Source organism: Streptomyces thioluteus (assembly GCF_039535865.1).
Window position 1 is genome coordinate 1 of sequence record NZ_BAAAXZ010000112.1, and the last position, 25,870, is coordinate 25,870.

Annotated in this window: 22 protein-coding genes, 1 tRNA gene and 3 pseudogenes; 19 read left to right on the plus strand and 7 right to left on the minus strand. The window is 71.7% G+C overall.

Features of this window, described 5'->3' with window-relative positions:
- The 5 genes and pseudogenes from ABD794_RS14505 to ABD794_RS14525 all read left to right on the plus strand — a co-directional run.
- A partial coding sequence (locus ABD794_RS14505; RefSeq protein ID WP_344963651.1) for a topoisomerase C-terminal repeat-containing protein occupies positions 1-1,536 on the plus strand: 1,536 nt, incomplete at its 5' end.
- 145 nt (positions 1,537-1,681) lie between these two features.
- Positions 1,682-5,233 carry a dTMP kinase gene (gene tmk, locus ABD794_RS14510; RefSeq protein WP_344963653.1) on the plus strand — a complete coding sequence of 1,184 codons (3,552 nt, stop codon included), beginning with the start codon at positions 1,682-1,684 and terminating at the stop codon, positions 5,231-5,233.
- Between the two features lie 119 nt (positions 5,234-5,352).
- Positions 5,353-6,573, plus strand: a complete 1,221-nt coding sequence (locus ABD794_RS14515; protein ID WP_344963655.1) for a DNA polymerase III subunit delta' — start codon at positions 5,353-5,355, stop codon at positions 6,571-6,573.
- A gap of 332 nt (positions 6,574-6,905) precedes the next feature.
- Positions 6,906-8,497, plus strand: a pseudogene (locus ABD794_RS14520) (alpha/beta hydrolase).
- Between the two features lie 128 nt (positions 8,498-8,625).
- A tRNA-Thr gene (locus ABD794_RS14525) sits at positions 8,626-8,699 on the plus strand.
- A gap of 19 nt (positions 8,700-8,718) precedes the next feature.
- Here ABD794_RS14525 and ABD794_RS19345 read toward each other — a convergent pair.
- A pseudogene (locus ABD794_RS19345) lies at positions 8,719-10,336 on the minus strand (tyrosine-type recombinase/integrase).
- Between the two features lie 13 nt (positions 10,337-10,349).
- The gene (locus ABD794_RS14540; protein WP_344963662.1) at positions 10,350-11,120 is read right to left on the minus strand and encodes a hypothetical protein; all 771 of its coding nucleotides are present in this window, start codon (positions 11,118-11,120) and stop codon (positions 10,350-10,352) included.
- Between the two features lie 70 nt (positions 11,121-11,190).
- Between ABD794_RS14540 and ABD794_RS14545 the strand changes: the two genes are divergently transcribed.
- The 3 genes from ABD794_RS14545 (at position 11,191) to ABD794_RS14555 (ending at position 13,276) form a co-directional block, all read left to right on the plus strand.
- Complete coding sequence (locus tag ABD794_RS14545; protein WP_376697827.1) at positions 11,191-11,442, plus strand: hypothetical protein; 252 nt, start codon at positions 11,191-11,193, stop codon at positions 11,440-11,442.
- 287 nt (positions 11,443-11,729) lie between these two features.
- Entirely contained in the window at positions 11,730-12,563 is an 834-nt protein-coding gene (locus ABD794_RS14550) for a hypothetical protein (RefSeq protein WP_344963664.1), read from the plus strand.
- Positions 12,560-13,276, plus strand: coding sequence for a zinc finger domain-containing protein (locus ABD794_RS14555; RefSeq protein WP_102918223.1), 717 nt, complete (start codon positions 12,560-12,562; stop codon positions 13,274-13,276). Before ABD794_RS14550 ends, ABD794_RS14555 begins: the two co-directional genes overlap by 4 nt.
- A 513-nt stretch (positions 13,277-13,789) precedes the next feature.
- On the opposite strand, the gene ABD794_RS14560 is transcribed toward ABD794_RS14555, so the two are convergent.
- Together ABD794_RS14560 and ABD794_RS14565 are read right to left on the minus strand one after the other, a co-directional pair.
- Positions 13,790-14,008 carry a DUF397 domain-containing protein gene (locus ABD794_RS14560; RefSeq protein ID WP_102918222.1) on the minus strand — a complete coding sequence of 73 codons (219 nt, stop codon included), beginning with the start codon at positions 14,006-14,008 and terminating at the stop codon, positions 13,790-13,792.
- Positions 14,005-14,880 carry a helix-turn-helix domain-containing protein gene (locus ABD794_RS14565; RefSeq protein ID WP_102918221.1) on the minus strand — a complete coding sequence of 292 codons (876 nt, stop codon included), beginning with the start codon at positions 14,878-14,880 and terminating at the stop codon, positions 14,005-14,007. Before ABD794_RS14565 ends, ABD794_RS14560 begins: the two co-directional genes overlap by 4 nt.
- A gap of 200 nt (positions 14,881-15,080) precedes the next feature.
- On the opposite strand from ABD794_RS14565, the gene ABD794_RS14570 reads away from it, so the two are divergent.
- The 7 genes from ABD794_RS14570 (at position 15,081) to ABD794_RS14600 (ending at position 19,876) form a co-directional block, all read left to right on the plus strand.
- Complete coding sequence (locus ABD794_RS14570; protein ID WP_102918220.1) at positions 15,081-15,551, plus strand: ATP-binding protein; 471 nt, start codon at positions 15,081-15,083, stop codon at positions 15,549-15,551.
- On the plus strand, positions 15,544-15,873 hold the full coding sequence (locus ABD794_RS14575; protein WP_102918219.1) for a hypothetical protein: 330 nt from the start codon (positions 15,544-15,546) through the stop codon (positions 15,871-15,873). The genes ABD794_RS14570 and ABD794_RS14575 overlap by 8 nt, the downstream gene beginning before the upstream one ends.
- Before the next feature lie 145 nt (positions 15,874-16,018).
- Complete coding sequence (locus tag ABD794_RS14580) at positions 16,019-16,198, plus strand: lasso RiPP family leader peptide-containing protein (RefSeq protein WP_170127668.1); 180 nt, start codon at positions 16,019-16,021, stop codon at positions 16,196-16,198.
- Complete coding sequence (locus tag ABD794_RS14585) at positions 16,195-18,015, plus strand: asparagine synthase-related protein (RefSeq protein WP_170127667.1); 1,821 nt, start codon at positions 16,195-16,197, stop codon at positions 18,013-18,015. Before ABD794_RS14580 ends, ABD794_RS14585 begins: the two co-directional genes overlap by 4 nt.
- Before the next feature lie 21 nt (positions 18,016-18,036).
- Positions 18,037-18,294, plus strand: a complete 258-nt coding sequence (locus tag ABD794_RS14590) for a PqqD family peptide modification chaperone (protein ID WP_102918217.1) — start codon at positions 18,037-18,039, stop codon at positions 18,292-18,294.
- Positions 18,291-18,716: a lasso peptide biosynthesis B2 protein gene (locus ABD794_RS14595; RefSeq protein WP_102918216.1), complete on the plus strand. Its 426-nt coding sequence runs from the start codon at positions 18,291-18,293 to the stop codon at positions 18,714-18,716. The genes ABD794_RS14590 and ABD794_RS14595 overlap by 4 nt, the downstream gene beginning before the upstream one ends.
- Positions 18,717-18,724: 8 nt before the next feature.
- A complete protein-coding gene (locus ABD794_RS14600) occupies positions 18,725-19,876 on the plus strand; it encodes a protein-L-isoaspartate O-methyltransferase family protein (RefSeq protein ID WP_102918215.1) in 1,152 nt (383 codons plus the stop codon).
- A 424-nt stretch (positions 19,877-20,300) separates the two neighbouring features.
- Here ABD794_RS14600 and ABD794_RS14605 read toward each other — a convergent pair whose 3' ends face one another.
- On the minus strand, positions 20,301-20,570 hold the full coding sequence (locus ABD794_RS14605) for a hypothetical protein (protein WP_102918214.1): 270 nt from the start codon (positions 20,568-20,570) through the stop codon (positions 20,301-20,303).
- On the opposite strand from ABD794_RS14605, the gene ABD794_RS14610 reads away from it, so the two are divergent.
- The gene (locus tag ABD794_RS14610) at positions 20,569-20,778 is read left to right on the plus strand and encodes a hypothetical protein (RefSeq protein ID WP_102918213.1); all 210 of its coding nucleotides are present in this window, start codon (positions 20,569-20,571) and stop codon (positions 20,776-20,778) included. The two genes, ABD794_RS14605 and ABD794_RS14610, sit on opposite strands and share 2 nt — an antisense overlap.
- Positions 20,779-20,948: 170 nt before the next feature.
- On the opposite strand, the gene ABD794_RS14615 is transcribed toward ABD794_RS14610, so the two are convergent.
- Positions 20,949-21,347 (minus strand): DUF3592 domain-containing protein, encoded by a 399-nt coding sequence (locus ABD794_RS14615; RefSeq protein ID WP_170127666.1) that lies wholly within the window; start codon positions 21,345-21,347, stop codon positions 20,949-20,951.
- A gap of 563 nt (positions 21,348-21,910) precedes the next feature.
- On the opposite strand from ABD794_RS14615, the gene ABD794_RS14620 reads away from it, so the two are divergent.
- Positions 21,911-22,255 carry an EthD domain-containing protein gene (locus ABD794_RS14620; protein ID WP_170127665.1) on the plus strand — a complete coding sequence of 115 codons (345 nt, stop codon included), beginning with the start codon at positions 21,911-21,913 and terminating at the stop codon, positions 22,253-22,255.
- Between the two features lie 91 nt (positions 22,256-22,346).
- Here ABD794_RS14620 and ABD794_RS14625 read toward each other — a convergent pair.
- Positions 22,347-22,487: pseudogene (locus ABD794_RS14625) on the minus strand (MerR family transcriptional regulator); the annotation flags it as partial.
- A gap of 216 nt (positions 22,488-22,703) precedes the next feature.
- On the opposite strand from ABD794_RS14625, the gene ABD794_RS14630 reads away from it, so the two are divergent.
- Positions 22,704-23,663 (plus strand): hypothetical protein, encoded by a 960-nt coding sequence (locus tag ABD794_RS14630; RefSeq protein ID WP_311775599.1) that lies wholly within the window; start codon positions 22,704-22,706, stop codon positions 23,661-23,663.
- A gap of 158 nt (positions 23,664-23,821) precedes the next feature.
- A complete protein-coding gene (locus ABD794_RS14635; RefSeq protein WP_102918210.1) occupies positions 23,822-25,318 on the plus strand; it encodes an alpha/beta hydrolase in 1,497 nt (498 codons plus the stop codon).
- Positions 25,319-25,870: the final 552 nt, after the last annotated feature.

The window sequence follows — 25,870 nt, forward strand, 5'->3', positions numbered from 1 at the left end:
ATCGCGGGCAGAGCGAGCGACGGCCGGGAGGCCGAGTTCAGCGCGTCCGGCAAGACGATCACCTTCCACGGCTTCATGAAGGCCTACGTCGAGGGCGCCGACGACCCGAACGCCGAGCTCGACGACCGCGAGCGCCGGCTGCCGCAGGTCGCCGAGGGCGACGCGCTGACGGCCCAGGAGATCACCGCCGACGGCCACGCGACCAAGCCCCCGGCCCGCTACACCGAGGCGTCGCTGGTCAAGGAGCTGGAGGAGCGCGAGATCGGCCGTCCGTCGACGTACGCGTCGATCATCGGCACCATCCTCGACCGCGGCTACGTCTTCAAGAAGGGCACCGCGCTCGTCCCCTCCTTCCTGAGCTTCGCCGTGGTCAACCTGCTGGAGAAGCACTTCGGCCGGCTGGTCGACTACGACTTCACCGCCTCCATGGAGGAGGACCTCGACCGCATCGCCCGCGGTGAGGCCCAGGCCGTGCCGTGGCTGCGCCGCTTCTACTTCGGCGAGGGCCCGGAGGGCTCCGGCAAGGCGGCCGAGGCGGGCAACGGCGACGGCGACCACCTCGGCGGTCTCAAGGAGCTGGTCACCGACCTCGGCGCGATCGACGCCCGGGAGATCTCCTCGTTCCCCGTCGGCGAGGGCATCGTGCTGCGCGTCGGCCGCTACGGTCCGTACGTCGAGCGCGGCGAGAAGGACACCGAGGGCCACCAGCGCGCGGACGTCCCGGACGACCTGGCGCCGGACGAGCTCACCGTGGAGTACGCGGAGGAGCTCTTCGCCAGGCCGAGCGGCGAGTACGAGCTGGGCACCGACCCGCAGTCCGGCCACGCGATCATCGCCAAGGACGGCCGCTACGGCCCGTACGTCACCGAGGTGCTGCCCGAGGGCACCCCGAAGACCGGCAAGAACGCGGTCAAGCCGCGGACGGCCTCGCTCTTCAAGTCCATGTCCCTCGACACGGTCACCCTCGAGGACGCGCTGAAGCTGATGTCGCTGCCGCGCGTCGTCGGCACCGACGCCGAGGGCGTGGAGATCACCGCGCAGAACGGCCGCTACGGCCCGTACCTGAAGAAGGGCACGGACTCGCGCTCCCTGGAGAGCGAGGAGCAGCTCTTCGGCATCACGCTGGAGGAGGCCCTCGCGATCTACGCGCAGCCCAAGCAGCGCGGCCGGGCCGCGGCCAAGCCGCCGCTGAAGGAGCTGGGCACCGACCCGGTCAGCGAGCGCCCGGTCGTGGTCAAGGACGGCCGCTTCGGCCCGTACGTCACGGACGGCGAGACGAACGCGACGCTGCGCCGGGACGACGACGTGGAGACGATCACGCCGGAGCGCGGGTACGAGCTGCTGGCGGAGAAGCGCGCCAAGGGCCCGGCCAAGAAGACCGCGAAGAAGGTGGCGGCCAAGAAGGCCCCGGCGAAGAAGACCGCCGCGAAGAAGACGGCCGCCAAGAAGACGACGGCGGCCAAGACCACCACCGCGAAGAAGACGGCGGCGAAGAAGACCACCGCCAAGAAGGCCGCGGCCGCCAAGGCGGAGTGACCTCGTCGTACGAGCGGGCGGCGGACCGGATTCCGGTTCCGCCGCCCGCTCGTTTCCGGGCCCTTCTCGGGCCGTTCGCGCACGCGCTTCGAGCGCCTGTTCGTCGTGGCGGTCCGTATTCAGACGCTCCGGATAGGCTGGCAGGATGACGCGAGCCGAGCATCCAACACCGGTCACCTCCCCCTCCGGGGCACTGGCCGCGGACTCCCGTGAGCGCGCCGTCCGTGCCCTGCTCCGCATCCCGTCGCTGAAGCGGCTGTGGAGCGCCCAGGCCGCGGGAGGGGTCGGCGACGCCCTCGGTGTGCTGGTCCTGCTGCTCCTGGCGTTCCAGGCGGCCGTGACCGCGGGCTCCTTCGGCGGCGGTTACCGCGGGGCCGCCCTCGCCGTCGCCGCCGTCATCGGCGCGCGGCTGCTCGCCACGGTGCTCTTCGGGGCGGTTCTGCTGGGCCCGCTCTCCTCGCTGCTCGCCCCCGCCGGTCCGCTGGACCGCCGCTGGACCATGGTCGGCGCCGACGCCGTCCGCGCGCTCCTGCTGGCCGTCGCGCCGGTGTGGATCGACTTCACCGAGCACAAGGCACTGGCGGTGCTGTTGATCACCGCGTTCCTCCTCGGTGCCGCCGAGCGGGTGTGGGGCGTGGCCAAGGACGGCATCGCGCCCTCGCTGCTGCCCGGCGCGCCCCCCGAGGCCGACCCCGTCCGGCCCGGGCCGGACCACCGGGACGCGCTGCGCCGGCTCTCGCTGCGCACCTCCTTCGTCGCCGTGCCCGTCGCGGCGGCCGCGCTGATCGCCATCACGCTGGTCAGCAATCTGCTGGGGTCCGGGATCGACTGGTTCCACCTGCACCAGGCGGCCCTCGGCTCGTATCTCGCGGCGGCGCTGTTCAACGCGTCCGGCGTGATCGTCCACTTCCTGCCGCTCCCCGGCGCGCAGGCTCCCGCCCCGCGCTCCCCGCTGGAGGGACTGCGCCGGCCCAAGGACGCCCAGGGTCCCGACAAGGGCCGCACGGGCGGCATCCCGGTCTTCGTCCTGGCCTGCGCCGCGGTCGCCGGGGCCGTCGCCGCGGCGGTGGGCGTCGCGGTGCTCCAGGCGTACGACCTGGGCGGCGGCCCGGTGGCCTTCGGGCTGCTGGCCCTCGCGCTCACCGGCGGCCCCGTCGTCGGCATCCGCACCGCGGCGAAGATCCTGCCCGGCTTCTCCCGCCGCCGGCTTCTGGCCCTGGCGCTCGGCGTCACCGGCCTGGCCCTGCTCGCGGCCGGGCTCGTACCCGACCCCACGACCGTGCTGCTGCTCGTCCTGCTGGCGGGCGTCGCCGCGGGCGTCGTCGCCAACACCGGCCACACCCTCCTCGACCAGGAGACGGAGGACGCGGCGCGCGAGCGCACGACCGCCCACCTGCACGCGGTCGTCCGCGTCACCGTGGCGCTGGGCGCGGTCGTCGCGCCCGTGCTGGCCGCCCTCATCGGTCCGCACCGGGCCGAGAGCGGCAGCTTCGTCTTCGCGCACGGCGGGGCGGCGTTCACGCTGATGCTCATCGGCGCGCTGCTGCTGCCCGTGGGCGCGCTGGTGCTCGGCAGGACCGACGACCGGCACGGCGTGCCCTTCCACCGCGACCTGCTGGACGCCGTCCGTGACGGCGACCCTGCCCAGGCCCCGGCGCGCAACGGCTTCTTCATCGCCTTCGAGGGCGGCGACGGCGCCGGCAAGTCCACCCAGGTGCAGGCCATCGCCGAATGGATCCGCTCCAAGGGCCACGAGGTCGTCGTCACCCGCGAGCCCGGCGCGACGCCCATCGGCAAGCGGCTGCGCGCGATCCTGCTGGACGTCGCGTCGGCCGGCCTGTCGGACCGGGCCGAGGCCCTGCTCTACGCGGCCGACCGTGCCGAGCACGTCAACGCCGTCGTACGGCCGGCCCTGGAGCGCGGCGCGGTCGTCATCTCCGACCGCTACATCGACTCCTCCGTCGCCTACCAGGGCGCCGGCCGGGACCTGTCGCCGACCGAGATCGCCCGCATCAACCGGTGGGCGACCGAGGGGCTCGTCCCCCATCTGACGGTGCTGCTGGACGTCTCGCCGGAGACCGCGCGCGAGCGCTTCACCGAGGCGCCGGACCGGCTGGAGTCCGAGCCGGCCGAGTTCCACCAGCGGGTGCGCAGCGGCTTCCTGGCGCTGGCCGCCGCCGACCCGGCGCGCTACCTGGTCGTGGACGCCGGCCAGGAGCCGGACGAGGTCACCACCGTCGTCCGCCACCGGCTCGATCAGGACCTCCCGCTGTCCGCGACCGAGGAGAAGGCGCTGGCGGAGGCCCGTCGGCTCGCCGAGGCGGAGGCCCGGCGCAAGGCCGAGGAAGCGGCGGCGCGCAAGGCGGAGGAGGAGCGGCTGGAGCGCGAGCGCCAGGAGCAGCTCGCCAGGCTGCGCGCGGAGGAAGAGGAGCGCAAGCGCCGCGAGGCCGAGGAGGAGGCGCGCCGGGAGGCCGAGCGCCAGGCCGAGGAGGCCCGCGAGCGCGCGGAGGAGGCCCGCCGGGCCGCCGAGGAGGAGCGCAAGCGCCGCGAGGCGGAGGAGCGGGTCCGCGCCGAGGAGCAGGAGCGGCTGCGCAAGCAGGCCGCCGAGGAGGCGCGGCTGCGCGCGGAGGCCGAGGAGCGGCGTCGCGAGAAGCAGCGTGCGGCGGAGGAGGCGCTGCTGGCCGCGGAGGCGGCGCGGATGGCGGCGGAGGCGGCTCCTGAGCCTGCCGAGCCGGGCCTTTCCGAGCCGAGTCTCTCCAAGCCGGGCTTCTCCGAGTCGGGCCTTTCCAAGCCGGATCTCTCCAAGTCCGAGCCTGCCGGGTCCGCGGCTGCCGAGCCCGGACCGTCCGAGCCCGAGCCCGCCGCGAAGACGTCCGACGAGGTGCCCACGGTCGAGCAGGCGTCCGTGCGGGACGACGCCGAGCGGACCGAGCGGCTCCAAGTCCCGTCCGTGCACCGGCCCGACCCCCGGGAGACCGTGCGGATGCGGGACGCGGACGAGACGCTGACCGTCGAGTCGCCGATCGTCCACCGTGCGGACCCGCGCGAGGCGGAAGCCTCCGATGCCTCGGACGTTCCGGACGGTTCCGGCGACGAGACGGCGGTGCTGCCGCTGGGGTCCGCCGCGGACGAGACCGCGGTGCTGCCGCCCGTCACCGACGGCGCGCGGTCCGAGGACGAGACCGCCGTGCTGCCGCCGGCGTCGCCGCGCAAGTCCTCCCCGCGCAAGCCCTCGTCGCCCGCCGCGCCGTCCGCCGGACCGGCGCCGCAGCGGGTCACCTGGGGCGTGGATTCCGCGGCGGACGGTGCGGCCGAGAAGCCTGCCGCGGGCCGTCGCGAAGACCCGGTGGACCGGGTCCCGGACTGGCTCTTCCGCCCGGAGGAGCCGGCGGCCGAGGACGCGTCCCCGTCCGCCGGGCCCGCCGCGGACGAGGCGGACAACACGCGCACGCGCGAAATGCCGCGGCTCGACGACGCCCCCGAGGGGACGTCAGCTTCGACGCCCGCCTCGACGCCCGCTTCGACGTCCGGGGATTCCGGGGGAAGCCCCCGCAAGCCCTGGCGCCGTCCCGAGTGGGCCGACGACGCGACGCTCGCCGACGACCTCCTGGGCCCGCGCGGCGACGACGACGGCAGCCGGCGCGACGACGACGGCGGTGACGCCGGCGGCAAGGGGCCGCGGCGACGCGGCAAGTGAGAGAACGGCGGGGCCCTCGTCCGGGGGCCCCGCCGCCGGTTCCGGGCCTCGCTGTCAGTGGGGTGCCTCACAATGGGTGACCGGGGCAGACCGCAGGACGATCGGCGCGGAGGACAGCCATGGCGGTATGGGACGACCTGGTCGGGCAGGACCGGGTCACGGAGCAGCTCGCCGCTGCCGCCCGTGACGCGGACGCGCTGGTCACGGCGGCGGAGTCGGCGGACGGCCCGGTGGAGGCCCCGGCCGGCTCCCGGATGACCCACGCGTGGCTGTTCACCGGCCCGCCCGGCGCCGGCCGTGCCACGGCCGCGCGCGCCTTCGCCGCCGCGCTGCAGTGCGTCAGTCCGGACCGGGCGTACGGCGCGGGCCCCGGCTGCGGCTTCTGCGACGGCTGCCACACGACCCTGGTCGGGACGCACGCGGATGTCGAGATCGTCCGTACCGACCTGCTGTCCATCGGCGTCAAGGAGACCCGCGAGCTCGTCCGCCGCGCCCAGCTGTCGCCCGCCGGCGGCCGCTGGCAGGTGATCGTCCTGGAGGACGCGGACCGCCTCACCGAGGGCGCGGGCAACGTCCTCCTCAAGGCCGTCGAGGAGCCCGCCCCGCGGACGGTCTGGCTGCTCTGCGCGCCGTCCATCGAGGACGTGCTGCCGACGATCCGCTCCCGCTGCCGCCACCTCACCCTGAGCACGCCGTCCGCGGCCGCCGTCGCTGACGTCCTCGTCCGCCGGGACGGCGTGGAGCCCGAGCTCGCCGCCCGCGTGGCGAGTGCCACCCAGGGCCACATAGGCCGGGCCCGCCGCCTCGCCACGGACGAGCGCGCCCGCGCCCGGCGCGCGGCCGTGCTCAAGCTGCCGCTGCGCGTCGATGACATGGGCGGCTGCCTCAAGGCCGCCCAGGAGCTGATCGATGCCGCGGCCGAGGACGCGAAGCAGGTCGCCGAGGAGGTCGACGCCAAGGAGACCGAGGAGCTGCGCACCGCCCTCGGCGCGGCGGCCGGCACGGGCGGGCGGCTCCCGCGCGGCACGGCCGGCGCGATGAAGGAGCTCCAGGACAGGCAGAAGCGCCGCTCGACGCGTACCCAGCGCGACAGCCTGGACCTCGCCCTCACGGAGCTCACCGGCTTCTACCGCGACGTCCTCGCGATACAGCTCGGCTCGCGCGTCGCGCCGGCCAACGCGGACGCGCGGGACGCCCTGGACCGGATCGCCTCCGGTTCGCGGCCGGAGGCGACGTTGCGCCGGATCGAGGCGATCGCCGCCTGCCGCCGCGCGCTCGACCGGAACGTGGCGCCCCTGCTGGCGGTCGAGGCGATGACGGTGGCCCTGCGGGCGGGCTGAGGCCGCCGGGCGCCCCGGACGCCGGTGGGCGCACCGGTGGGTGACGGTGAGCGACCTCGGTGGGCGACGCCGGTAGGCACAGCGGCGACGGGAACACCACAGCCCGGGTGAATCCTCACCCTTATGAGCCGACCTGTAGGCCCGGCCCGGCGAAATCGGGTGTGCGTACAGATACGCTCCGTACACCCGAGCCCGATCCGATCCGTGGATCCTCCCTCGTGGAATCGGCGTGCGCGGCCGCATCCGCCGCGCGCAGCCCCGTTCGCCTTCGCATGCCGTACGCCCAGCTGTCTGCCACAGCCCACCTGTCTGCCACACAGAGGGACCAGCCGATGGACACCAGTCGCCTGCTCCGTACCTCCGGCACCCTGGCCGCCACCGCGGCCCTGCTGCTCTCCGCGCTCACCGCCGGCAACGCCGCGCCGGCCGCGTCCGCGGCGGCGAGACCGCAGGACCGGGACGAACCCGGCAGCACCCTCGTCGCCGACCTCCCCGGAGCCGATTCCGCCGGCCCCCTGCGGCCGTACTACGCGCAGAAGCTCCGCTGGCACTCCTGCACCGGCAAGGGCGCGGGTTTCGAATGCGCCTCGATGAAGGTCCCCCTCGACTACGCCGCCCCCCACGGCGGCGACATCGCCCTCGCCCTCTCCCGCAAGCGGGCCACGGACGCCTCCGCACGCCTCGGATCGCTGCTGGTCAACCCCGGCGGCCCGGGCGGCTCCGCGATCGACTACCTGCAGAGCCACGCCGCCACGAAGTACCCCGCCGAGGTCCGCGCCCGCTACGACCTGGTGGCGGTGGACCCGCGCGGCGTGGGCCGCAGCAGTCCGGTCAACTGCCTCTCCGACGGCGAGATGGACCGCTACGCCGCGGCCGACCCGAACCCGCGGACCGCCACCGCGATGCGCAGCTACGTCGCGAACCTCAAGAAGTTCTCCCAGGGCTGCGCCACCCGTGCCGGCCGCGTCCTGCGGCACGTCTCGACCGTCGAGGCCGCCCGCGACATGGACGTCCTCCGCGGGCTCCTAGGCGACAGCAAGCTGCACTACGTCGGCGCCTCCTACGGCACGTTCCTCGGCGCCACCTACGCCGAGCTCTTCCCCGCCCGGGTGGGACGGCTCGTCCTCGACGGCGCGCTCGACCCCTCGCTCGGCGCCGAGCGCGTCAACCGCGAGCAGGCGGCGGGTTTCCAGACCGCGTTCACCTCCTTCGCCCGCGACTGTGCCCGCCACGTCGACTGCCCCCTGGGCACCGAGGGTCCCGACGATGCCGGGAAGCACCTGCGGTCCTTCCTCGCCGGCCTCGGCGGACACCCGCTCCCCGCCGGTGGCTCCCGCCGCCTCACCGAGGGCCTGGCGACCACCGGGGTGATCGCCGCGATGTACGACGAGGGCGCCTGGCCCGCGCTCCGCAAGGCCCTCGCGGACGCGGCCGGTGGCGACGGCACGGTGCTGCTCGCCCTGTCCGACGCGTACTACGAGCGCGACGAGCGCGGTTCGTACTCCAACCTCATGGCCGCCAACTCCGCGGTGAACTGCCTCGACGCCCCCCGCCGCCTTCCGTGGTCCCGACGGCGTCCGCCAGGCCCTGCCCGCCTTCCGCAAGGCGTCCCCGGTCCTGGGCGAGGCCCTCGCCTGGGCCTCCCTCGGCTGTGCCTACTGGCCCCGTCCGTCCCAGCGGCCACCCGCACCGCATCACGGCCCGCGGCGCCGCCCCGATCCTCGTCGTCGGGACCACCCGCGACCCCGCGACCCCGTACCCCTGGGCCCGCGCCCTCGCCTCCCAGCTCTCCTCCGGCCGTCTCCTGACCTACGACGGCGACGGCCACACGGCCTACACCCGCGGCAGCGACTGCGTGGACGAGGCGGTCGACTCCTACCTCCTCACCCGCACGCCGCCGCCCGCCTCCCGCCGCTGCTCCTGACCTTGCTCCTGACCTCGGCCTCTTCGCACCACGGCTTCGTACCCCCGTGCGAAGCCGTGGTGCGGAGCACCCTCCGGAACTGTGTAGACTGGGCGCGCTGCCGACGACATCTCTCGGCCAGGCAGCGCGCCGCCTTAGCTCAGTTGGCCAGAGCAACGCACTCGTAATGCGTAGGTCTCGGGTTCGAATCCCGAAGGCGGCTCAGTTGAAGTCCAGGCCAGTTACCCGCTGACCTGGGCTTTTTCTTTGTCCAGGGTCGCTGGCCCCGAGATTGCGATGATCTCTGCGGGAGCGTGTGAGCCCGAGGTGAGCCCGGCGGTGCGCGCGATCTTCGAGGACGCGGCCCGAGGGACCATGCGGGCAGTGGCCTCTGCTGCCTCGGCGCCGACCTTCGGCAGGACCGACTGGTAGATGTCCCGCGTGATCCGGGAGTCGCTGTGGCCCAGCGTCTCGGACACGATCTTGACGTCGACGCCGGCGGCAAGCATCAGCGAGGCCGCAACGTGACGCAGGTCATGCAGTCGGATCGGCGGGAGTCCGCTCGCCTCGACGAGCCGTTCGAAGTAATCGGTCAGCCACCCCGGGTGGAGCCACTCGCCATTTTCCTGGGTGAAGATGCGGCCCGTGTCCTGCCACGCCTCACCCCAGCTGAGCCGGTCAGCGGCCTGCTTCGCTAGGTGCGTGCGCAGCGCGTCCATGGTGTCTTCGTCGAGATGGACCACCGCGCGCCGCTGTCGGTCTTCGGGTCGCTCTCCAGGACCTCCCCAACCCGTCCTGCACCAGCTGCGTGGCGATGGTGAGCGTCATCGCCTGGAGGTTCAGGTCCTGCTTGCGGGCTCCGCATGCCTCACCTCACGACGTAGTCCGCGGTAGGTGATCAGGTGGAACAGGGCGTACAGCCGGTCCTCGGCGATGAAGTCGAGGAACTGGCCCGGCCTGCTCCGGGGTCCACACCATGACCGGGGACGGTTTCTCGCCCGTCCTGATCCATTCTTCGACGCGTTCCCGGTCCAGACGAGCCTTCGCCGCTTCGCCGCCTCCAGCTCGACGTGCTGGGCGGGGTTGAAGGTGATGTAGCCCTGGGCGATGGCGTCGTTCAGGGCGGCACGCAGCGTTGCCCTGATGTGGCTTTGCGTCGAGGGTCCGGTGATCCGCCGGAACGGGGGCATCGCCGCGATGGTCTCCTTCAGCGCCTTGCGCCGGGCGCGGCTCTCCGCGCCCTTCCAGGGATCGCGGCCAGCTCGTCGATCGCGGCACGACGCATGATGTTCGCGTCGTTGATCTCGATGTTCGTCTCGGCTATGCCCGCGAACATCTCGTCGAGGTTGCTGCACCCGCAGCCGGTCGAGGCGAAGGTGCCCGATGCGTGGTTCCAGGTGCACGCGGATGTCGGTCTCGTACCGGTCCTTGCCGCTCTTGCGGAGCCGCTTCTTGCCGGCGAGCACAGAGTTCGAGCCACTCGCCGACCGTGTGTGTGCACGGTGAGGGACTGGCCGGTCCCGAATTTCCGCTTCGTCTCCTCGTAGTCCGGTATCGGCTCCTTGCCGGAGGCGACGGATTCGAGGACGATCGCCGATGCGCACGCGGCCTTCTGCGTCGTCGGTGCTGGGGATCTTGAGCAGCGTGCGGATCTGGTCCAGGTCGGCCTGAGCGTCGTTCTTGGACGTGTAGCCGGAGCGGCGGAAGGTTCGTCGCGCTCCCGTCCTCACGGAGCGGTAGCTCCTGCCGGACGTTCCACAGGCCGTGCCGCTTCTGCGTGAGCTTGGGGCACGACTGGCCGTACTGCTTGACCGTTTCCGGGTTGCGGCAGGCGCATCGTTTGAAGGTTGAGCCGGTCAATCCTGTTCTCCTTCTAGTCCTTCGTGTCGAGGATCTGCACAGCCTCCGGGCGCTTGAGCATGTCGAACTGCCGCATGTCATCGACCCATCTGGCGTCGCAGGCCGGGATGTTCAGCCCGAGATCGGTCATCTCGTTGAGTACGACAGCGAACTCCTGGAGCCGGTCGAGGTAGGCTCCGCGCGCCTTGCGGGTCGCGTCGGCATCCTCGCCGTGACGCGCCTGGGCGAAGTGGAGCTGACCGCTCGCATGCCTCAGCGCCGCCTGGGTCGCCTGGAGGCTGCGGTACACCTCGGTAGGCACGGCCACCTGCCGCCAGACCCCCGTGCGGTTCGGCCCTTCCTCGCCGCCGATTCCCGAGCTGTCGACGACCGTCCGCCCTCGTTCGTCACGGAAGGCCGGCGGCTCCTCACCGGTAACCCATTGCCACGCGTAGTGCGGGTGCAGGCCGCCCCACTTGGCCGGCGACGGGACCCTGTCCATGCTGCCGAGCGGCAGCATCAGAAGCAGCGGGGGGACGCCGAGCGCGTACGCGAAGGTCATCAGCTCGTCGACGGTGACCTCGCGGCGGCGCTTGCCGTCCTTGTCCCGGCGGCCGGTCTCGATGTTCGTGATGGCCGCATACGTCAGCTCGGGAGCACCGATCCGCGCGCACTCCTCCGCGAGCTGCTCGCGGTTGAGCCCGAGGCGAGTCCGGTGCGCCCGGACCTGCTCGGCGACCACGTCGCTCAAGATCTCGTGACTGTGCATATCGACACGGTAGCGCATCAACTTGCGCCGTGCCATTCTGTGACGCTAGGTTGATCAAGGTCGATTCGAACCGTCGGCTGTGCAAATCGACAAAACCGGAGCTTGGATGCACCCCCGCCAGATGACCCACGCCGAACTGACGGCCCTTCCGGTGAGCTTCCCCCTGGAGACCGCGAACCGCGCCCTGGGCATCGGCCGCACACAGGGCTACTTCATGGCGAAGACCGGGACGTACCCCGTGCGCGTCCGGCAGCTGGGCCGCGCCTACCGCGTCACCCGCTACGACCTGTGGAGCTACCTGGGCCTGCCCGTCATCGCCCCCGACAGTGCAGGCGGTGACGTGGCCGTGGCTGCGTGACGGCCTGCGCCACAACGAGAACGGGCCCCGGCCTGGCGATCGCAACGCCAGCCGGAGCCCTCGAAGCCCACAACGCCATCCATCCATGAACAGCACGACGGCGTGAGGTCTTGCCCACCCCGCACCGTCGGTCAAAGGACTCTTCGTGAAGCCTACCGACTTCCCTGTCTCCGCCGAGAGGCAGGAGGCCGCAGCGTGATACGCCCCATACCTTCAATCCGCTCCCGCAGCAGCCTCACCTCCACCCCGCACGGATTCGGAGGGGCGGCCCGTTGAGCCTCGACGCCATGGACTGGGTCTGGACCCGGTCCGCCGCGAAGGGCACTGCCCGCATGATCCTGCTGGCCATCGCCGACAAGTGCTCGGGCCCGGAGTGCACCGCCTATGCCGGCACCGCGATGCTCGTGCAGCGCACGAACGCGTCCCGGCGGTGTGTCGTCGGCGCAGTCGACAAGTTGCTCGCGTCCGGTGAGCTGGCTGTCGTCGAGGGCCGTAAGGGGCCGCGCGGCGAGACCGTGTACCGGCTCGCGGGCGCGGTCGGTCACGCCCGCGCCATGTCGTCCGATAGACCCCGGATTGGTGGTGCAGATTCTGCACCGGTGCCGAATCTGCACGGGTGCGAGAGTTGCACCCCAGGGGGTGCGGGGTCTGCAACGGAGGGGTGCGAGAACTGCACCCCCAGGGGTGTGGAATCTGCACCCCAGAACGCAAGAGAACGCAAGCACCAAGAGGAACAGCAGCAGCCGCGCGCGAGAGCCCTCTCCGCCTCCGTGGTCACCGAGGCACTGCGCCCTCTGGCTGCCGCCCTCGACGCCGCTGGCGTCGGCGTGCGCTGGAGCCTCGGCCTCGGCGAACAGGAGGCCGTCTGGCGTCTCGTTCAGCGTCACGGCGTCTCTGCTCTCGTCGAGCTCGCCGTCCACCGCACCGTGCCCGGTGAGGCGCCCAGGTCGGCCCGGTACTGGCTCAAGGTCTGGTCCGACCTCGACCACCTGAGCCCGGCTGGGCCCGGCGCCACCGTCGTTCCCTTCCGGGGCCGTGCGACCACCGCCCCCGCCGCCTCAGCGCGGCAGAACCTGCTCGCCGCCCTGGACAACTTGGAGAACCGGGAGAACGCCCGATGACGCCCCGTGAAATCGTCGCACTGCTCGACCGCGTCGCCACCATCGACGGCCGGATCGACCGACAGCTCAATGACGCAAGCAGCGCCGAGCGCGTCGTCACCCGATGGACCACCGCCCTCGCGGATGTCCCCGCTACACTCCCCGCCGGTTCGTGGGACGTGGGCCGCGTGGTCCGCAACTATTACGAGCGCCGCGGGGGCGACAACAGCGCGCAGTACCACCCCGTCGAGCCTTACGACATCCTCACTGCCTGGGCCCGGCACCGCGATGCCCTGATGCAGCGCCACACCGACCCCACCCCGGCCGCCGACCCCGACGACGTTCCTGCCTTCCTCACCGAGATGCGCACCACCCGTACCGCTGTCGCAACCGGGCGGGCCGCGCCCATCGAGTACCGCGCGCTGACCAGCGGGCCGCACCCGGCCATCGAGGCGCGGCTGCGCGCGATCGGATCGTGCATCCCCTCGCCGGCTCGCGCGGAACTGGCTCGCTACAGGCCCGTACGTGCCGTTCGCGAGGCCGCCGTCGCGGCTGGACAGCCAGACCCGCTCAATGTTCGCTGCGACTGGTGCCAGGCACCCGAAGGCCGCCCGTGCCGCAGTCGTCGTGTTCGCCCTGATGGCAGCGTCCGCAGCAATGCCCGCCGTGCCACCCCGCACCCCTCCCGCGTCGAGCTCGCCACCGCGCAGCATGGCGGGGAAGCCGCCGCGTGAAGCCGCCAGGTTGTTGCTTTCCCGGCCGGAAACGGCCAGGGGAGAAAACGCGCAACTCGGTTACAGCTCCGGACGGCCCATCACGTGGTCAAGAGGGAATGGGTCAGCGGTGGGCGGTGAGGAAGTCGCGTGCGCGTTCGACGAGCTCTGGCGCGCAAGCCACGCGCCGAGGAGCCGCCACCTGCGTGTAGCAGGTGGCTGGGGGGACGGCCCCACTCCCTGGTCTCGCGGGTACCGTCGCTGTTCCGGGCATTGGGCTGAGGCCACTGCCGCACTCGACTTACCGTTGGACGCCCAACGACTGACGGAGGTCACTGATGTATGCGCCGCCGGATGAGCCCGCACGGGCCCGCATGGAGGCCGCGTTCGCCGAGGCCGCCCGGCCCTTCCTGTATCGGTCGTCAGTCGTGCCCGGGCTCCACCGCAGGAGACGCACGCAACCGTGGCGCATGAGAGATCCAGATCCCGCTCGCGCCGCGTCGAGCACTTGCTGTGCTCTTCCGAGGGGAGGGCTTACAGCTCTCCCCTCAGCATCCCGGTGCGAAACGCGTCCCACTCCGCTGTGGTGAAGCGGAGTGGTTCGAGGTGGGTTTTCTTGGAGTCGCGGACAGCGATGCCGCCGGGGAGGTCGGCGGTTTCGACGCAGTTGCCTTCGCCTGCGCTGGCGGAGGACTTGCGCCAGGTGGCGGCGGAGAGGTCGTGCGCGTACAGCTCCGCCTTGGGTCCGTTCACTTTGGGCTGCCTTCTTCGATGCGTTTGATCAATGCCAGGGAGTCGTCCACCGGGAGGGCGGCGGCGACGATCCGTTCGAAGGCGCCGGCGAAGACGCGGACGTCCTCGCTGCCCTCGACGTAGGAGTTGCCTCGGAGGTTCTCCACGAGGACGACGTCCGGCATGGGGCCGGGGAAGTTGACCACGGTGAAGCCTCCGGCGACGCCTGGGTGCGGGGTGGCGCCCAGGGGCATGATCTGGAGGGTGACGTTGGGCAGCTCGGCCACGTCGAGCAGGCGGCGGAGTTGTTCGCGCATGGTGGCCGGGCGGACGGCGAACCGCTGGTGCAGGACCGCTTCGGAGATCACGGCCCACACGTTCAGGGGTCCGGTGCCGTCGGGGCGGGAGAGGACGGCTTGGCGGGCCATGCGGACCTCGGCGAGGGCGGCGACCTCTTCTGGTGTGCGGGTGACGGCGGAGGCTGCGATCATCTCCCGCGCGTACGCGGCGCTCTGCAACAGGCCGGGCACGAGGGTCGGTGACCACTCCAAGACTCGCTCGGCGTCGGACTCCAGCGAGAGGTAGTCCGCGTAGGCGGGCGCGACTACACCGCTGTAGGTCTGCCACCAGCCCTTCTTGCTGGCGTCGCGGGCCAGGTTCTCCAGCGCGGTGAACACCTCGGGGTCCGTGACGCCGTACGCCTTGAGCAGGTCGGTGACCTCGGCCGGGCGGATGCCGGCGGCCGCGTTCTCCACCTTCGACATCTTCGGCGCCTTCCAGCCCACGGCCCCGGCGGCACCATCCAAGGTCAGCCCGGCGTCGTTGCGGAGCTTGCGCAGGGCTGAGCCGAGTCGGCGGCGCCGGATCGTCGGTACCACGGGGCTGTTGGGCATATGCGCAGTGTTTCACCACCGCCGGGAGAGCGGGAGCCCCTTCGCCGGACCATCCGAACGAGTTTGGTGGAAACCTTGCGACCCGTGGGCGGTTGGGTCCATCCTCGTCGGAAAGGCCAGAGGGGTCTGCCAACTGGCGGTATCCCGGGGGCACTTGCGTCGATCTTGCGCGGGCGGAAGCCTGTGCGGATGGAGGGGCCATGGTCACCATGGCGGACGAGAGGGCACCGGCGGTCCCGGGCTTCTACCTCACCGAGAGGCCCGGCGGATTCGCGGTCCACATGCACTCCTCCGCCGAGCACTTACGCCGTGTCCGGCACATGACGGGCCAGGCGCTGTGCGAGGCCGGAGTCACCGCGGATGTCGCCGAGAACGCCCAGCTGGTGACCAGCGAGCTGATCGGCAACGCCGTGACCTGCTGCGGGCCCTTCGTGCCCCTGGTCGTCGAGGTCGTCGCGGAGCCGGTTGCGGTCTTGGTGAAGGTCCACGACCCCGACGGCGAGCACCTGCCCGACCGGGCTGCGGCCCCGCTGGACGACCCGGACGCCGAGTCCGGCCGGGGGCTGCCCCTGCTCGACCTGCTCGCCCCGGGCTGGCACACCGTCATCACGCCGGTGGGCAAGCAGATCCGCTGCCGCGTGCCTTACAGAAGAGGTGGAGTTCGTGCCTGAGCAGGACGCCGACGAGCTGCCGTTCGACGTGCGCTTCGACGCCGGCTCAGGCGAGGTCGTGGTGATGATCACCTACGGGAACCCGCCCCGGCAGACGATGCGCCGCAAGACATACGCCTCGCAGGAGGCCCTGGCCGTCGCGATCGCCGAGCACAACCACGAAGCGTTCCTCCAGGCCCGGCTGGCCAACGTGCTGGCCTCCGCCGCGATCAACCACCTCGGAGCGGACCCCGTGCGGCTCCAGAAGGCCGTCCGCGCGCTGTCCGACCCGACGAACACGGTGCCGGTCGGCTCGATCCTGCGAGGCGAACGGCAGCCGTGACCCCAGGCTCCTGCCCCGCCGGTGACATCCCGCTGGGACCCGGCCGGGCAGGCCGCACCACCCTGCACCATCCGCCAGGCCAGCCGGCCGGGCGGTCACCGCGGCCGGACAACGGCGTCCGGCACCGGAAGAAGGGAAGTGCCCTATGAGCAAGGTAGCCAGCGGCGGGACGGAGACATGCTCGCCTGCGTACGAGGCGCCGAAGGTGATGGCGGTGGGCTCGTTCGCCGCCGACACCCTCGGGGACGTCAGCGTCGGCCAGAGCGACGACTCCGACGCGGGCCAGTACTACGCGCCCCTGTTCGCCCCGACCAGCCGCTCGTGACCGAGGCGGCCGGTGCGTTCAGGCCGCCGTGGTTCTGTGTTCTGCCCGATGACGACGCCGCCGGGCCTGTGGCCCGGCGGCTCGCCCGGCAGGACGCGGCCCGCACCCTCCAGCACAGCTCGGGACGCCCGTGGCTGATCGCGTTCGGGTGGGGGAAGAGGCTGCGGACGGTCGCGGCCGGTCCGCTGAAGGTGGTGCTGATCGGGTCCTGCCCGGTCAGCGCCGCCCGGCTGCGGGTCCTGGCCGACAGGGCGGCCGAGACCGGTGACGAGGAGGAGCTGGCCGCGCTGCCGGGCAGCTACTACCTGGTCACATCTCGCCGGGGCGTCCGTAGCGCACGTGGGGACGTTGCGGGCCTGAACCGGCTGTACTACGCGACCGTGGACGGCGTGTGGGTGCTGTCCAGCAGCCCGCGCCAGCTGGCCCACGAGGTGGGCAAGGGAGTGGACGAGCGATGGGCAGCCCTTCGCCTGCTTGCCCCGCACGCGCCCGCCCCGCTGCTGTTCAGCCGCACCCCGTACGAGGGCGTCAAGCCGGTCGCCCCCGGGTACGCGGCCACGCTGAGCGCCTCCGGCCGGCTGGCCGTCACCCGCTCCTGGACGCCGCCCACGGCCGTCCTCCCGCTGGAGATGGCGGCGGAACGGCTGCGGGACGTGCTGGCCAAGGCGGTCGCCAGCCGGGTGGCCTCGCCACCGGTGGCCAGCGTGCAGCTGTCCGGCGGCCTGGACTCCGCGGCGCTTGCGGCCTTGGCCGCGCGGGCCCGCCCGGCTTCCACCAGTCTGCTGATCACCGTCGGCTCGCGGGCGGCGGACAACCCCGACGAGCGGTGGGCCCGCCGCACCGCCCGCCTGCTGGACGGGGTGGACCACCTGGTCCTCGGCCCCGGCGCCTACCCGCGGATCTTCCAGGACCTTCAGGACGCGCAGTTCGCGCTGGACGAGCCCGCCTCGTTCGCGTCTTCGGCGGCCCGCTTCCGCCAGACTCTGCGGGTGCTGGCCGAGCACGGCAGCGGTGCCCACCTCAACGGCCAGGGCGGCGACGAGACCCTGGTGGCCCCCTTGTCCTACCTGCCGCAGGCCGCCGGCCGCAGCCCGTACCGCGCGTGGTGGCATCTGCGCGGCCACGCGGCCCTCAACCGCACCAGCAGCCTGAGCCTCGCGCAGGCCGCCGCCTCGGCCGGCACCTACCGGCAGTGGCTGATCCGGGCCGCCGACCGGCTCACCCTCCCGGCCAGCCCGGCCGCCGCCCTGGCCGGGTGGGAGGCTCCTCCCCGCCTCCCGCCCTGGACCGTGCCCGAGGTCGTCCGCGACCTGCGGCACGAGCTGCTGGCCGTCGCGGAGACGGCCGAGCCGGTCTCGGAGGACATCGCGACACACGGGGCGGTGATGCGGATCCGCTCGGTCGCCCGCCGCGCGAGCCTGTACCGGGATGCGATGGAAGCGGCCGGAGTTCCCGGCCACTTCCCCTACCTGGACCGGGCGGTCATCGAGACGGCCCTGGCGACCTGGCCGGAGGAGCGGACCGACCCGTGGTCGCCCAAGCCCCTGCTGACTGCGGCCGTCGCCCCGCTGGCCCCGCCGGGCCTGCTCGTCCGGCGGGACAAGGGTCACTACAACCACGAGATCCACACCGGCCTCGCCGCCCACCACCGTGAGCTCGCCGAGCTGTTCACCGGCTCGGCCCTGGGCAAGGCCGGGCTGATCGACGAAGGGGCCGTACGCCAGGCCCTGGCCGAGGCCGCCACCCGCCGCATCCCGCCCGCGTTCATCACCGAGACGGTCGCTGTGGAGCTGTGGCTTCGCAGTGCCCGCCCCTGACCCGCCAGGAGGCCGATCGCCATGCCCTTCCGCCTCGCTCGTGGCGTCGAGCGGATCGACGCCGACGGCTCGCCGATGCTCTTCAACACCCGCACCGGCGGCTACTTCGCCCTCAACGACTCCGCCGCCACAGCCTTGGACGCACTCGTCGGCCACGGCGAACAGGAGGCCGCCACCGCCCTCGTGGACACCTACGGCATCACCGCGGACCGGGCGGCGGCCGACGTCCGCGACCTGACCGCCAGACTGACCGGCCACCGGCTGCTGGAGTCGCGATGAGCACGGTCGTCGCCCTGCCCGAACGCGTCCACCTCACCCGCACCGAGCAGGCCGCCGGACACCTCGCCGTCACCGCCGCCCACCTGATCACCACCGCCCTCGGATCCCGCCCGGCCCGGCTCAAACAGCTGCTGGACGTGCTCGCCCGCCGGGCCGCACCCGCCACCGCCGAGCAGGCCTCGCGAGCGAGGGACGTGGTCACGACGGTCAGCCCCCACTGCGGCAGCGGCTACGGCTGCCTGCCCCGATCGATCGCCACCGCCCTGCTCTGCCGCCTCGCCGGCACCTGGCCCACCTGGAAGAGCGGCGTGCGCTTCCCGCCCCTGACCTCCCACGCGTGGGTCGAAGCCGACGGCGAGCCCGTCGGCGAAGACCCGCACTACATCGCCACGTTCACCACGGCCCTGACCGTCGAACCCTAAGGAGCCTCATGACCGACCAGACCACCAGCCCGTCCCTGACCGCCCGCATGGCCGCCTACGCGACCACCCTGCGCGAGCGCGGCGCGATCCGCACCAGCCCGGTCGAGCGGGCTTTCGCCACCGTCCCCCGGCACCTGTTCCTGCCCGGCGGCTACTACACCAGCGGCACCTTCATCCCCGTCCCCGCCGACCCCGGCGACGACCTGCTCGACCGCATCTACTCCGACACCGCCCTGATGACCCACGTCCCCAAGAGCGACGACGCGGCCGGCCGCTACAGCTCCACCTCTCAGCCCCGGGTCATCGCCGCCATGCTCGAAGCCCTCCAGCTCGCACCCGGGATGAAGGTCCTCGAGATCGGCGCCGGCACCGGCTACAACGCGTCCCTGATCGCGGCCATCACCGGCGCCGAAGTCGTCACCATCGACGTCTCCGAGGTCATCGTCACCGAAGCCGCCAAAGCCGCCGAGCGGGCCGGGGAGAAGAACGTCACCGCCCTCACGGCCGACGGCTATCTCGGTTATCCCGCCAAGGGCCCCTACGACAGGATCGTGGTCACCTGCGGCGTCACCGGCATCTCCCCGCACTGGCTCGACCAGCTTGCCGACGACGGGCAGATCGTCGTCCCCGTCGCACACGGCGGCTTCCACCCCACCCTCTCGGTCACCCGCGACGGCACCCGCCTGATCGGCCGCGGGGTGATGTCGAGCGACTTCATGTCCGCCGCCGGCCCCCTCTACGCGTGGCAGGACGGACAGACCCCGGCCCTGACCGAACCGCTTCCGCCGCAGCCGATGACCACATGGGAGAACGTCGGACCCGTCCTGGAGGACGATGCCTACTACGATCTGTGGTTCCACCTCGGCACCCGGACCGGCCGCACCACCCGTGCCTACGTCGACGGCCTCGACCCCGCCCAGGGCATGGCCTGCCTCCACGAGCCCAGCCGCGGCACCGCCTGGATTCAGCGGACCGGCCACCTGCACCACGTCGGCGACCAGGCCGTCGCCGACGACCTGAAGGCCCTGGTGCACAGCTGGGTGGACCTCGGACGGCCGGGCATCGCCGACCACCGCGCGATCCTCGAACGCGCCAGCGATGACGAGACGGTCTTCTACCCGGTCGAGTGGCATCTACGCGAGGACTACCGGCAGCACTGACCGACACAGCGAGAGGGGGCACCGACCTGGGTCGGTGCCCCCTACTCACGCGCCGGGAGCCAGTCCCCTCTTGACGAGGTGCCTGGCTCGCCTTACCAAGCTTCTCCAGCTTGGTCTCGAAGGGGTAGTGACACGGTCAGAGTTGACGTGGGTCTGGCCTTGGGATTCGTACCGCCGAACAGCCAGTGCCGCATCAGACAACTTCGCACTGCGACGGTTGCACTCGCTCTGCCTCCTCGTCGGCAATCTGCCGCAGACAGTGAGGGCGCCCGCGGCACGCACCTCGCCGGCGCCCCAAGACGCAGACTGAACCCCCGCGTGACGGCAGCCCGACTGCCACGGTACGAAGACCGGCGACTACGCCGCTACCTCCTGAGCCCTGGGCGCGCCGTCGTCTGCGACTGACCGGGCACAGGACGGTCTGTCAGCAGGGCCGGATGCTGCTCGTCTTCTTCCGGTCCTCCCCGCGCAGCTTGACGCCTCCCTTCGGCTCGACCTTCGCCAGCAGCTTCGCGAACTGCGAGTGCTCGTACAGACAGACCGCGGCGTCCGACCAGTTTTTGGCAGTGACGACCTTGTCGTTGTATTTGTCGGGCAGCTGTGGACGGGCCTCGCCCGCCGTCATGTAGAACAGCCAGCGCACGTCGTCACCGAAGCAGATAGTGTGGTCCCCGCATCCGGGACCGATCTTCATGTCCACGTTCGCCGCCGACACCGCGGCGGGTTTCCCCGACGAGGCCGTTGCCGCCGGCGTCGCCAGGAAAAGCATCGGCGCCACGGCCATCACGGCCACAACGCCCCGAACAGACTTTCTCATCGTGTGCACGCTTTACTCCGTCCTCGTTGAACGTACGGACTTCCGCACGCGGCAGTACGTGATCTGCGTGCAGCGGCAGCACTAGGGATCTGCCCCCGTGCCCCAGTGCAAACCGTGCCCTTACGGCACAGTCAACACTCAGTGGGCTCTCCCCTCTTAACCGGCTGCGGGTACCCAGCCGGGCGGGATGCACGACGCGGGCAAGCGATTCCTTAGGCGACTATGCAGCACACGGCCTGACTCTGAGGAGCAAGCTCAACGACCGGTGGCGAGCATCCAGATCCCGATGGCTGTGAACAGGGTGCCGCCCGCGAAGCGAGCCGCGACTTCTCCGATCCGTCTCCTGCGAAGGTCGATTCGCGCGCTGTTCGGGGCCTGGGGAAGGTAGCGCACCGGGACCTCACCGCCCACGGGAAGGCCCTTGACTCCGGATGACCCGGCCTGGAACGTGTGCCGACCACCTTGCGCATCAACGAATTCGACCACCGCGAAGTAGACAAGGCCACCATCCATTTCGGAGCCTTCCACATGGTGGCGGACCACCAGGCCCCTGACGCGGATCCCCTCGCGCTGGAGGCGGTGCTGGACCATGGCCTCATGGGTACCGAACCCGAGGCAGGTCAGACCTGCCAGTAGCGTGATCGCAACCCACACCGCTGCCTCCCCTTCCCTGCTGTGCCCGACTCTTCGGGTACCTTCTGTCGCAGGGGTGGACGCCACATCGGCTGGAGGCGGTTGCCGGTGAAAACGCTGGGCAGTGCGCAGACGCCGACGAGCCCGTAACGGTCCGACATACGCCTCACTGCGTAGGACACGGTCGTACTGCGGCAGCACCGGAGGGGCGGGCCAGACGTGATGTCCGAACCGGTGATCGAGTCCGTCAGCGGGGGCGTGCTCCGGCTGACGCGCGCCCGGTTCGTACCTGTCTGCTCCGCGCTCGTCCTACACCGCGGCGGTCGAGCGGTACCTCACCGGTGTGGGCATCGCGAAGTCCTCCGCGAGCATATGCCGGATCTCACTGACGACGTTTGCATCATCCAGCCTCAGCTCCCGATACGTGCAGCACTTCGGGGATACACGCTCAGCCCGGCCATGGGTGACGCAACGGGTACCGTCCCGGCCGAGTGGCCTTGCGTCCGGGGCTATACGCTGCCGTGCAAGATGCGTGCGTAGCATAGGAGTTACTGAGGAAGGCCATACCTGCCTTGAGGAGTCCCGTGATCAAGATCAGCATCTTCCTGACCCGGCGCGCGGACCTGACCCACGAGGAGTTCGTGGAGTACTGGACGCACAAGCACCTGCCGCTGATCGCGAGCGTGACCGACGGAGCGGTACCGGTCCGGCGCCATGTCCTGCTCCTGCCCACCGACGACGAGATCCCCGGCCTGCGCAGCACCTACTACGACGGCGTCGTCGAGGTCTGGTTCGACGACATTGCCGACGCCACCCGCTGGTTCACCTCCGACATCTTCACCACGACCGTCGCCGCCGACGAGGAGAACTTCCTCGACCGCTCCCTGACCCGTTTCCTCTACACCACCGAAACCCCGATCGTCGGTTGAGCACCACCGCCGAGGTATATCGACCGCGCAGGGTTCGGGGCGCTCGTGCTGGCCGTGGGCGGATGACTGCTTCGAAGATGTGACGGCGCGCCAGCAGGTGAGACACGCCGTACTGCTTGTAGCCGTTGACACGGCGCTCCGGCTCGTCGAGCAGCCCGGCCTCGTGGTAGTGCCGTACCGCCCGCAGGCTGGTACCCGCGAGCTTGGCGACCTCACGCGTACTCCACGCCATCGCCTCGCACTCCGTCCGGCTGCTCAGGCGTCGGCGTCACCGCCCGGCTCACTCCATTCGAAATCATGCAGCCGCGGCATGGTCAAGCGCGACTGGACCGGGGCCTCATGCCCGGTACCAGGGCCGGCGCGGAGCGCCCCGGCAGCACGGGCGTCCGGTCGGGAACCGTGGCCGGGTCGGGGCGCGTCCTTTTCCGGGACCGTGGAAGGGATGCCCATGAGCATCGACCCACCCCGCCCGTCCGGCCTGCCGCCCGCGAACGGCGGGCCACGGCCCGCGGGTGACCCGCCGCGGCCGTACACGCCGTTGTGGCGACGGCTGCGGGAGGACGAATGGCCGCCGCTGGGCGAGGTGTTGCGGGGACGGCGGGAGTATATGTCCCACTGGATGTTGCTGGTGCTGCTCCTCCCGTTCCTGTGGTGGCTGACCGTGCCGCTGCTGGTCGGCTACCAGCTGGCCCGTACGGCCCGCCGTGTGGCGCGCCGGGTTTTCCCCGTACGCCCAGCCGGGCACGTCGAGGATCCCGAGGTAGCCCGGGTGCAGCGGGTGCGGGCCTGGGTGGCCCTCGCCATGACGGGGGTGCTGCTGGCCGTGTTCGGTGGCTGGCAGGACGTGCCGGGGGATGTTCTGCAAAAGCTGGTGTTCGCGCCCTGGCTGGCGCTGTTGAGTGCGGCGGTGGCAGTGGCGCTGCTCTTCTGGGCGGCCAGGCCCGAGACGCGGCGGGCCATGCGGACGGAGCTGTGGCCGGCCGGCCGGTCGGCCCTGTGGTACTGCGGTGCCTGGGCGCTGGTGCCGCTGCTGTTTGTGGCCGCGGCCGAGGGGATGGGGCTGCTGCCCAGCAGCGCCAACGGGCTGTCCGGGGTGCTGCTCTGGGTGTCCGTGATGTTCGTGTGCTGGGCGCCGTTCTGGTGGGTGATCTTCTTCCTCTGCTTCGCCTCCGGCCCGGCGCTGCGCCACGCCTTCAACCTGGCCGCCGTGCACGCGGCGCTGCCCGCGCTGGTCACCGCCGTCCTGGTCTGGGTGCTCGCCTTCCTTGGCCTGTCGTCGGGCGGTCTGCCGCCGGGCCCGGTGCCGCTCGCGCTCTGCGCGTTCCTCGGTGGCCCGGTGTCGGTGACGGCACTGGTCTGGTGGGAAATCCACCGGCTGCGACGGCAGGGGATGCGGTGGCGGGGTTAGCGCCGTGGAGCTGCGTGTTCCGCCCGGGCGGAAGCGGCAGAAGCACCGCACCCGGAACAGCCCGCGGACCAGGCCGGTGACACCGGGGGAACCCGCGGCCGACCGGCCAACCCCGCCCGCCCCTGCCGACACCTCGTGCGCCCCCAGGAGGACATCGCATGTACCGGAAAGCCCTGTCCCTCGCCCTCGCGGGCACCGCAGTCGCCGCCACCACGGTCGCCGCTGTCGTGGCTCCCGGGGCACCGGGGGCGACCACGAACACGATGACGACCGCGAGCACAGTGGCGGCCACGCCGCAATCCCTGAAATGGGGCCCGTGCCCGAAGGAGGCCGCGTCCCCCCGTCTCGAGTGCACGACGCTCGACGTACCGCTGGACTACCGCCATCCCCACGGCCGGCAGATCGAGATCGCCGTCTCCCGGATGGCGAGCAAGGACCCCGCCAAGCGCCGCGGTGTGCTCTTCACCAACCCGGGCGGCCCCGGCGCCGCGGGACTCGCCTACCCGGCGATCCTCGCCCATGCGGGGCTGCCGAAGGACGTCGTCGACTCCTATGACGTGATCGGCTTCGACCCGCGGGGCGTCGGCCGCAGCACACCGGTCACCTGTGACCTGACACCGTGGCAGCAGCAACGCGGTAACTTCCCGCCGTACGCGCACACCGCGGTCGACGTCGCCCGGGAGGCGAAGAACGCGCAGGCCGTCGCCCGGCAGTGCGCCACCTCGCGGACCGGGTGGATGCTGCCGCACATCACCACCGCGAACACCGCACGCGACATGGACCTGATCCGCGCGGCGCTGGGCGAGACGAAGGCCTCCTACTTCGGCACCTCCTACGGCAGCTACCTCGGCGCGGCGTACGCCTCGATGTTCCCCGAGCGCGGCGACCGGATCCTGCTCGACAGCAACCTTGGTCCCGGCGGTTACGACCTCGAGGCCTTCCGCCGGCTCGGTCGCGGAATGGAGGACCGGTTCCCGGACTTCGCCGAGTTCGCGGCCGCGCACCCCCGGTACGGTCTGGGCACCACTGCGGAGCAGGTGACCGCCAAGTTCCACGAACTCGCCAAGCGTCTCGATGCCGAACCGGTCGGCGGCATGGACGGGACGCTGTTTCGCGGGATGACCTTCGACCGCCTCTACGTCGAGGTCCTGATGCCCGCACTGGCCGAATCCTGGCAGGCGCTCGACAAGGGCAAGCCGGTGCCGCCCCCGTCGGTCTCGGAGAACCTGCTGGCCAGCCGTTTCCTCGTGATCTGCGGTGACTCGCACTGGCCCACGAAGATCGGGACGTACCAGCGCAATGCCGCGATCGACCGGGCGAAGTACCCGTTGGTGGGCGGGTCCACGGGATCCATCGGCCCGTGCGCGTTCTGGCCCCACGAGCGACCCGAGCCGCCGGTGCACATCGATGACCAAGGCCCGTCGAACGTACTGATGGTGCAGAACGAACGCGACCCTGGGACACCCCTGGTCGGGGCTCAGGAGCTACGGCAGGCCTTCGGCCAGCGGGCCAGGCTGGTGACCGCCGACCAGGGCGGGCACGGCGTCTACCCATTCGGCAGCAACACCTGCGCCAACGACACAGCGACCGCGTTCCTGACCACCGGACGGCGCCCGGCCAAGGACCTCGCCTGCGCGGCCGAGCCGACCAAGTAACGGGAGCGCAGTCATGACTAACGGGAGTACATGCCTGATCAAGGAGTAGCACCCACCGTCGGGCGGTGGAGCGAGTCACGCCTGGTGAACCGGGTCAGCGCCCTCACGCCCTGACCAAGATCGATCTCGCCGATAACCGCTGTACCGAGTACCGAAGGCCGGAGAGCCCGGCGCCGGGTGGTGGCCCTCGCGCCTTCCGGGCTCTCATCGCTGCCCCGTACTCCGGCCGGGTGAACTGGCCCCGCCGCCGGGTCTGCTCGCCTTGCACTTCATTCAAGCTGTCGATAGATGGACGCGATCGACCACGCGGAACCTCGCGCCGGCAGGGTGGATATTTGTGCGGGTGACCCAAAGGGGAACGATTCTTCGGGTGCCGTCAGAGCGCGGCGCAGGCCATCCACCGGGCGGCCGTGCGTTCCTGACGGCATGCAAGATCCCGCCGACTACGCCTACGCGCACCCGGGACAGGACCCCGACGAGCAGAGTGCACGCGGACTTGGCTGAAGGGGCCCTGTCGGCGCACCGCACAGAACACGGAACCTTGAAACCGGC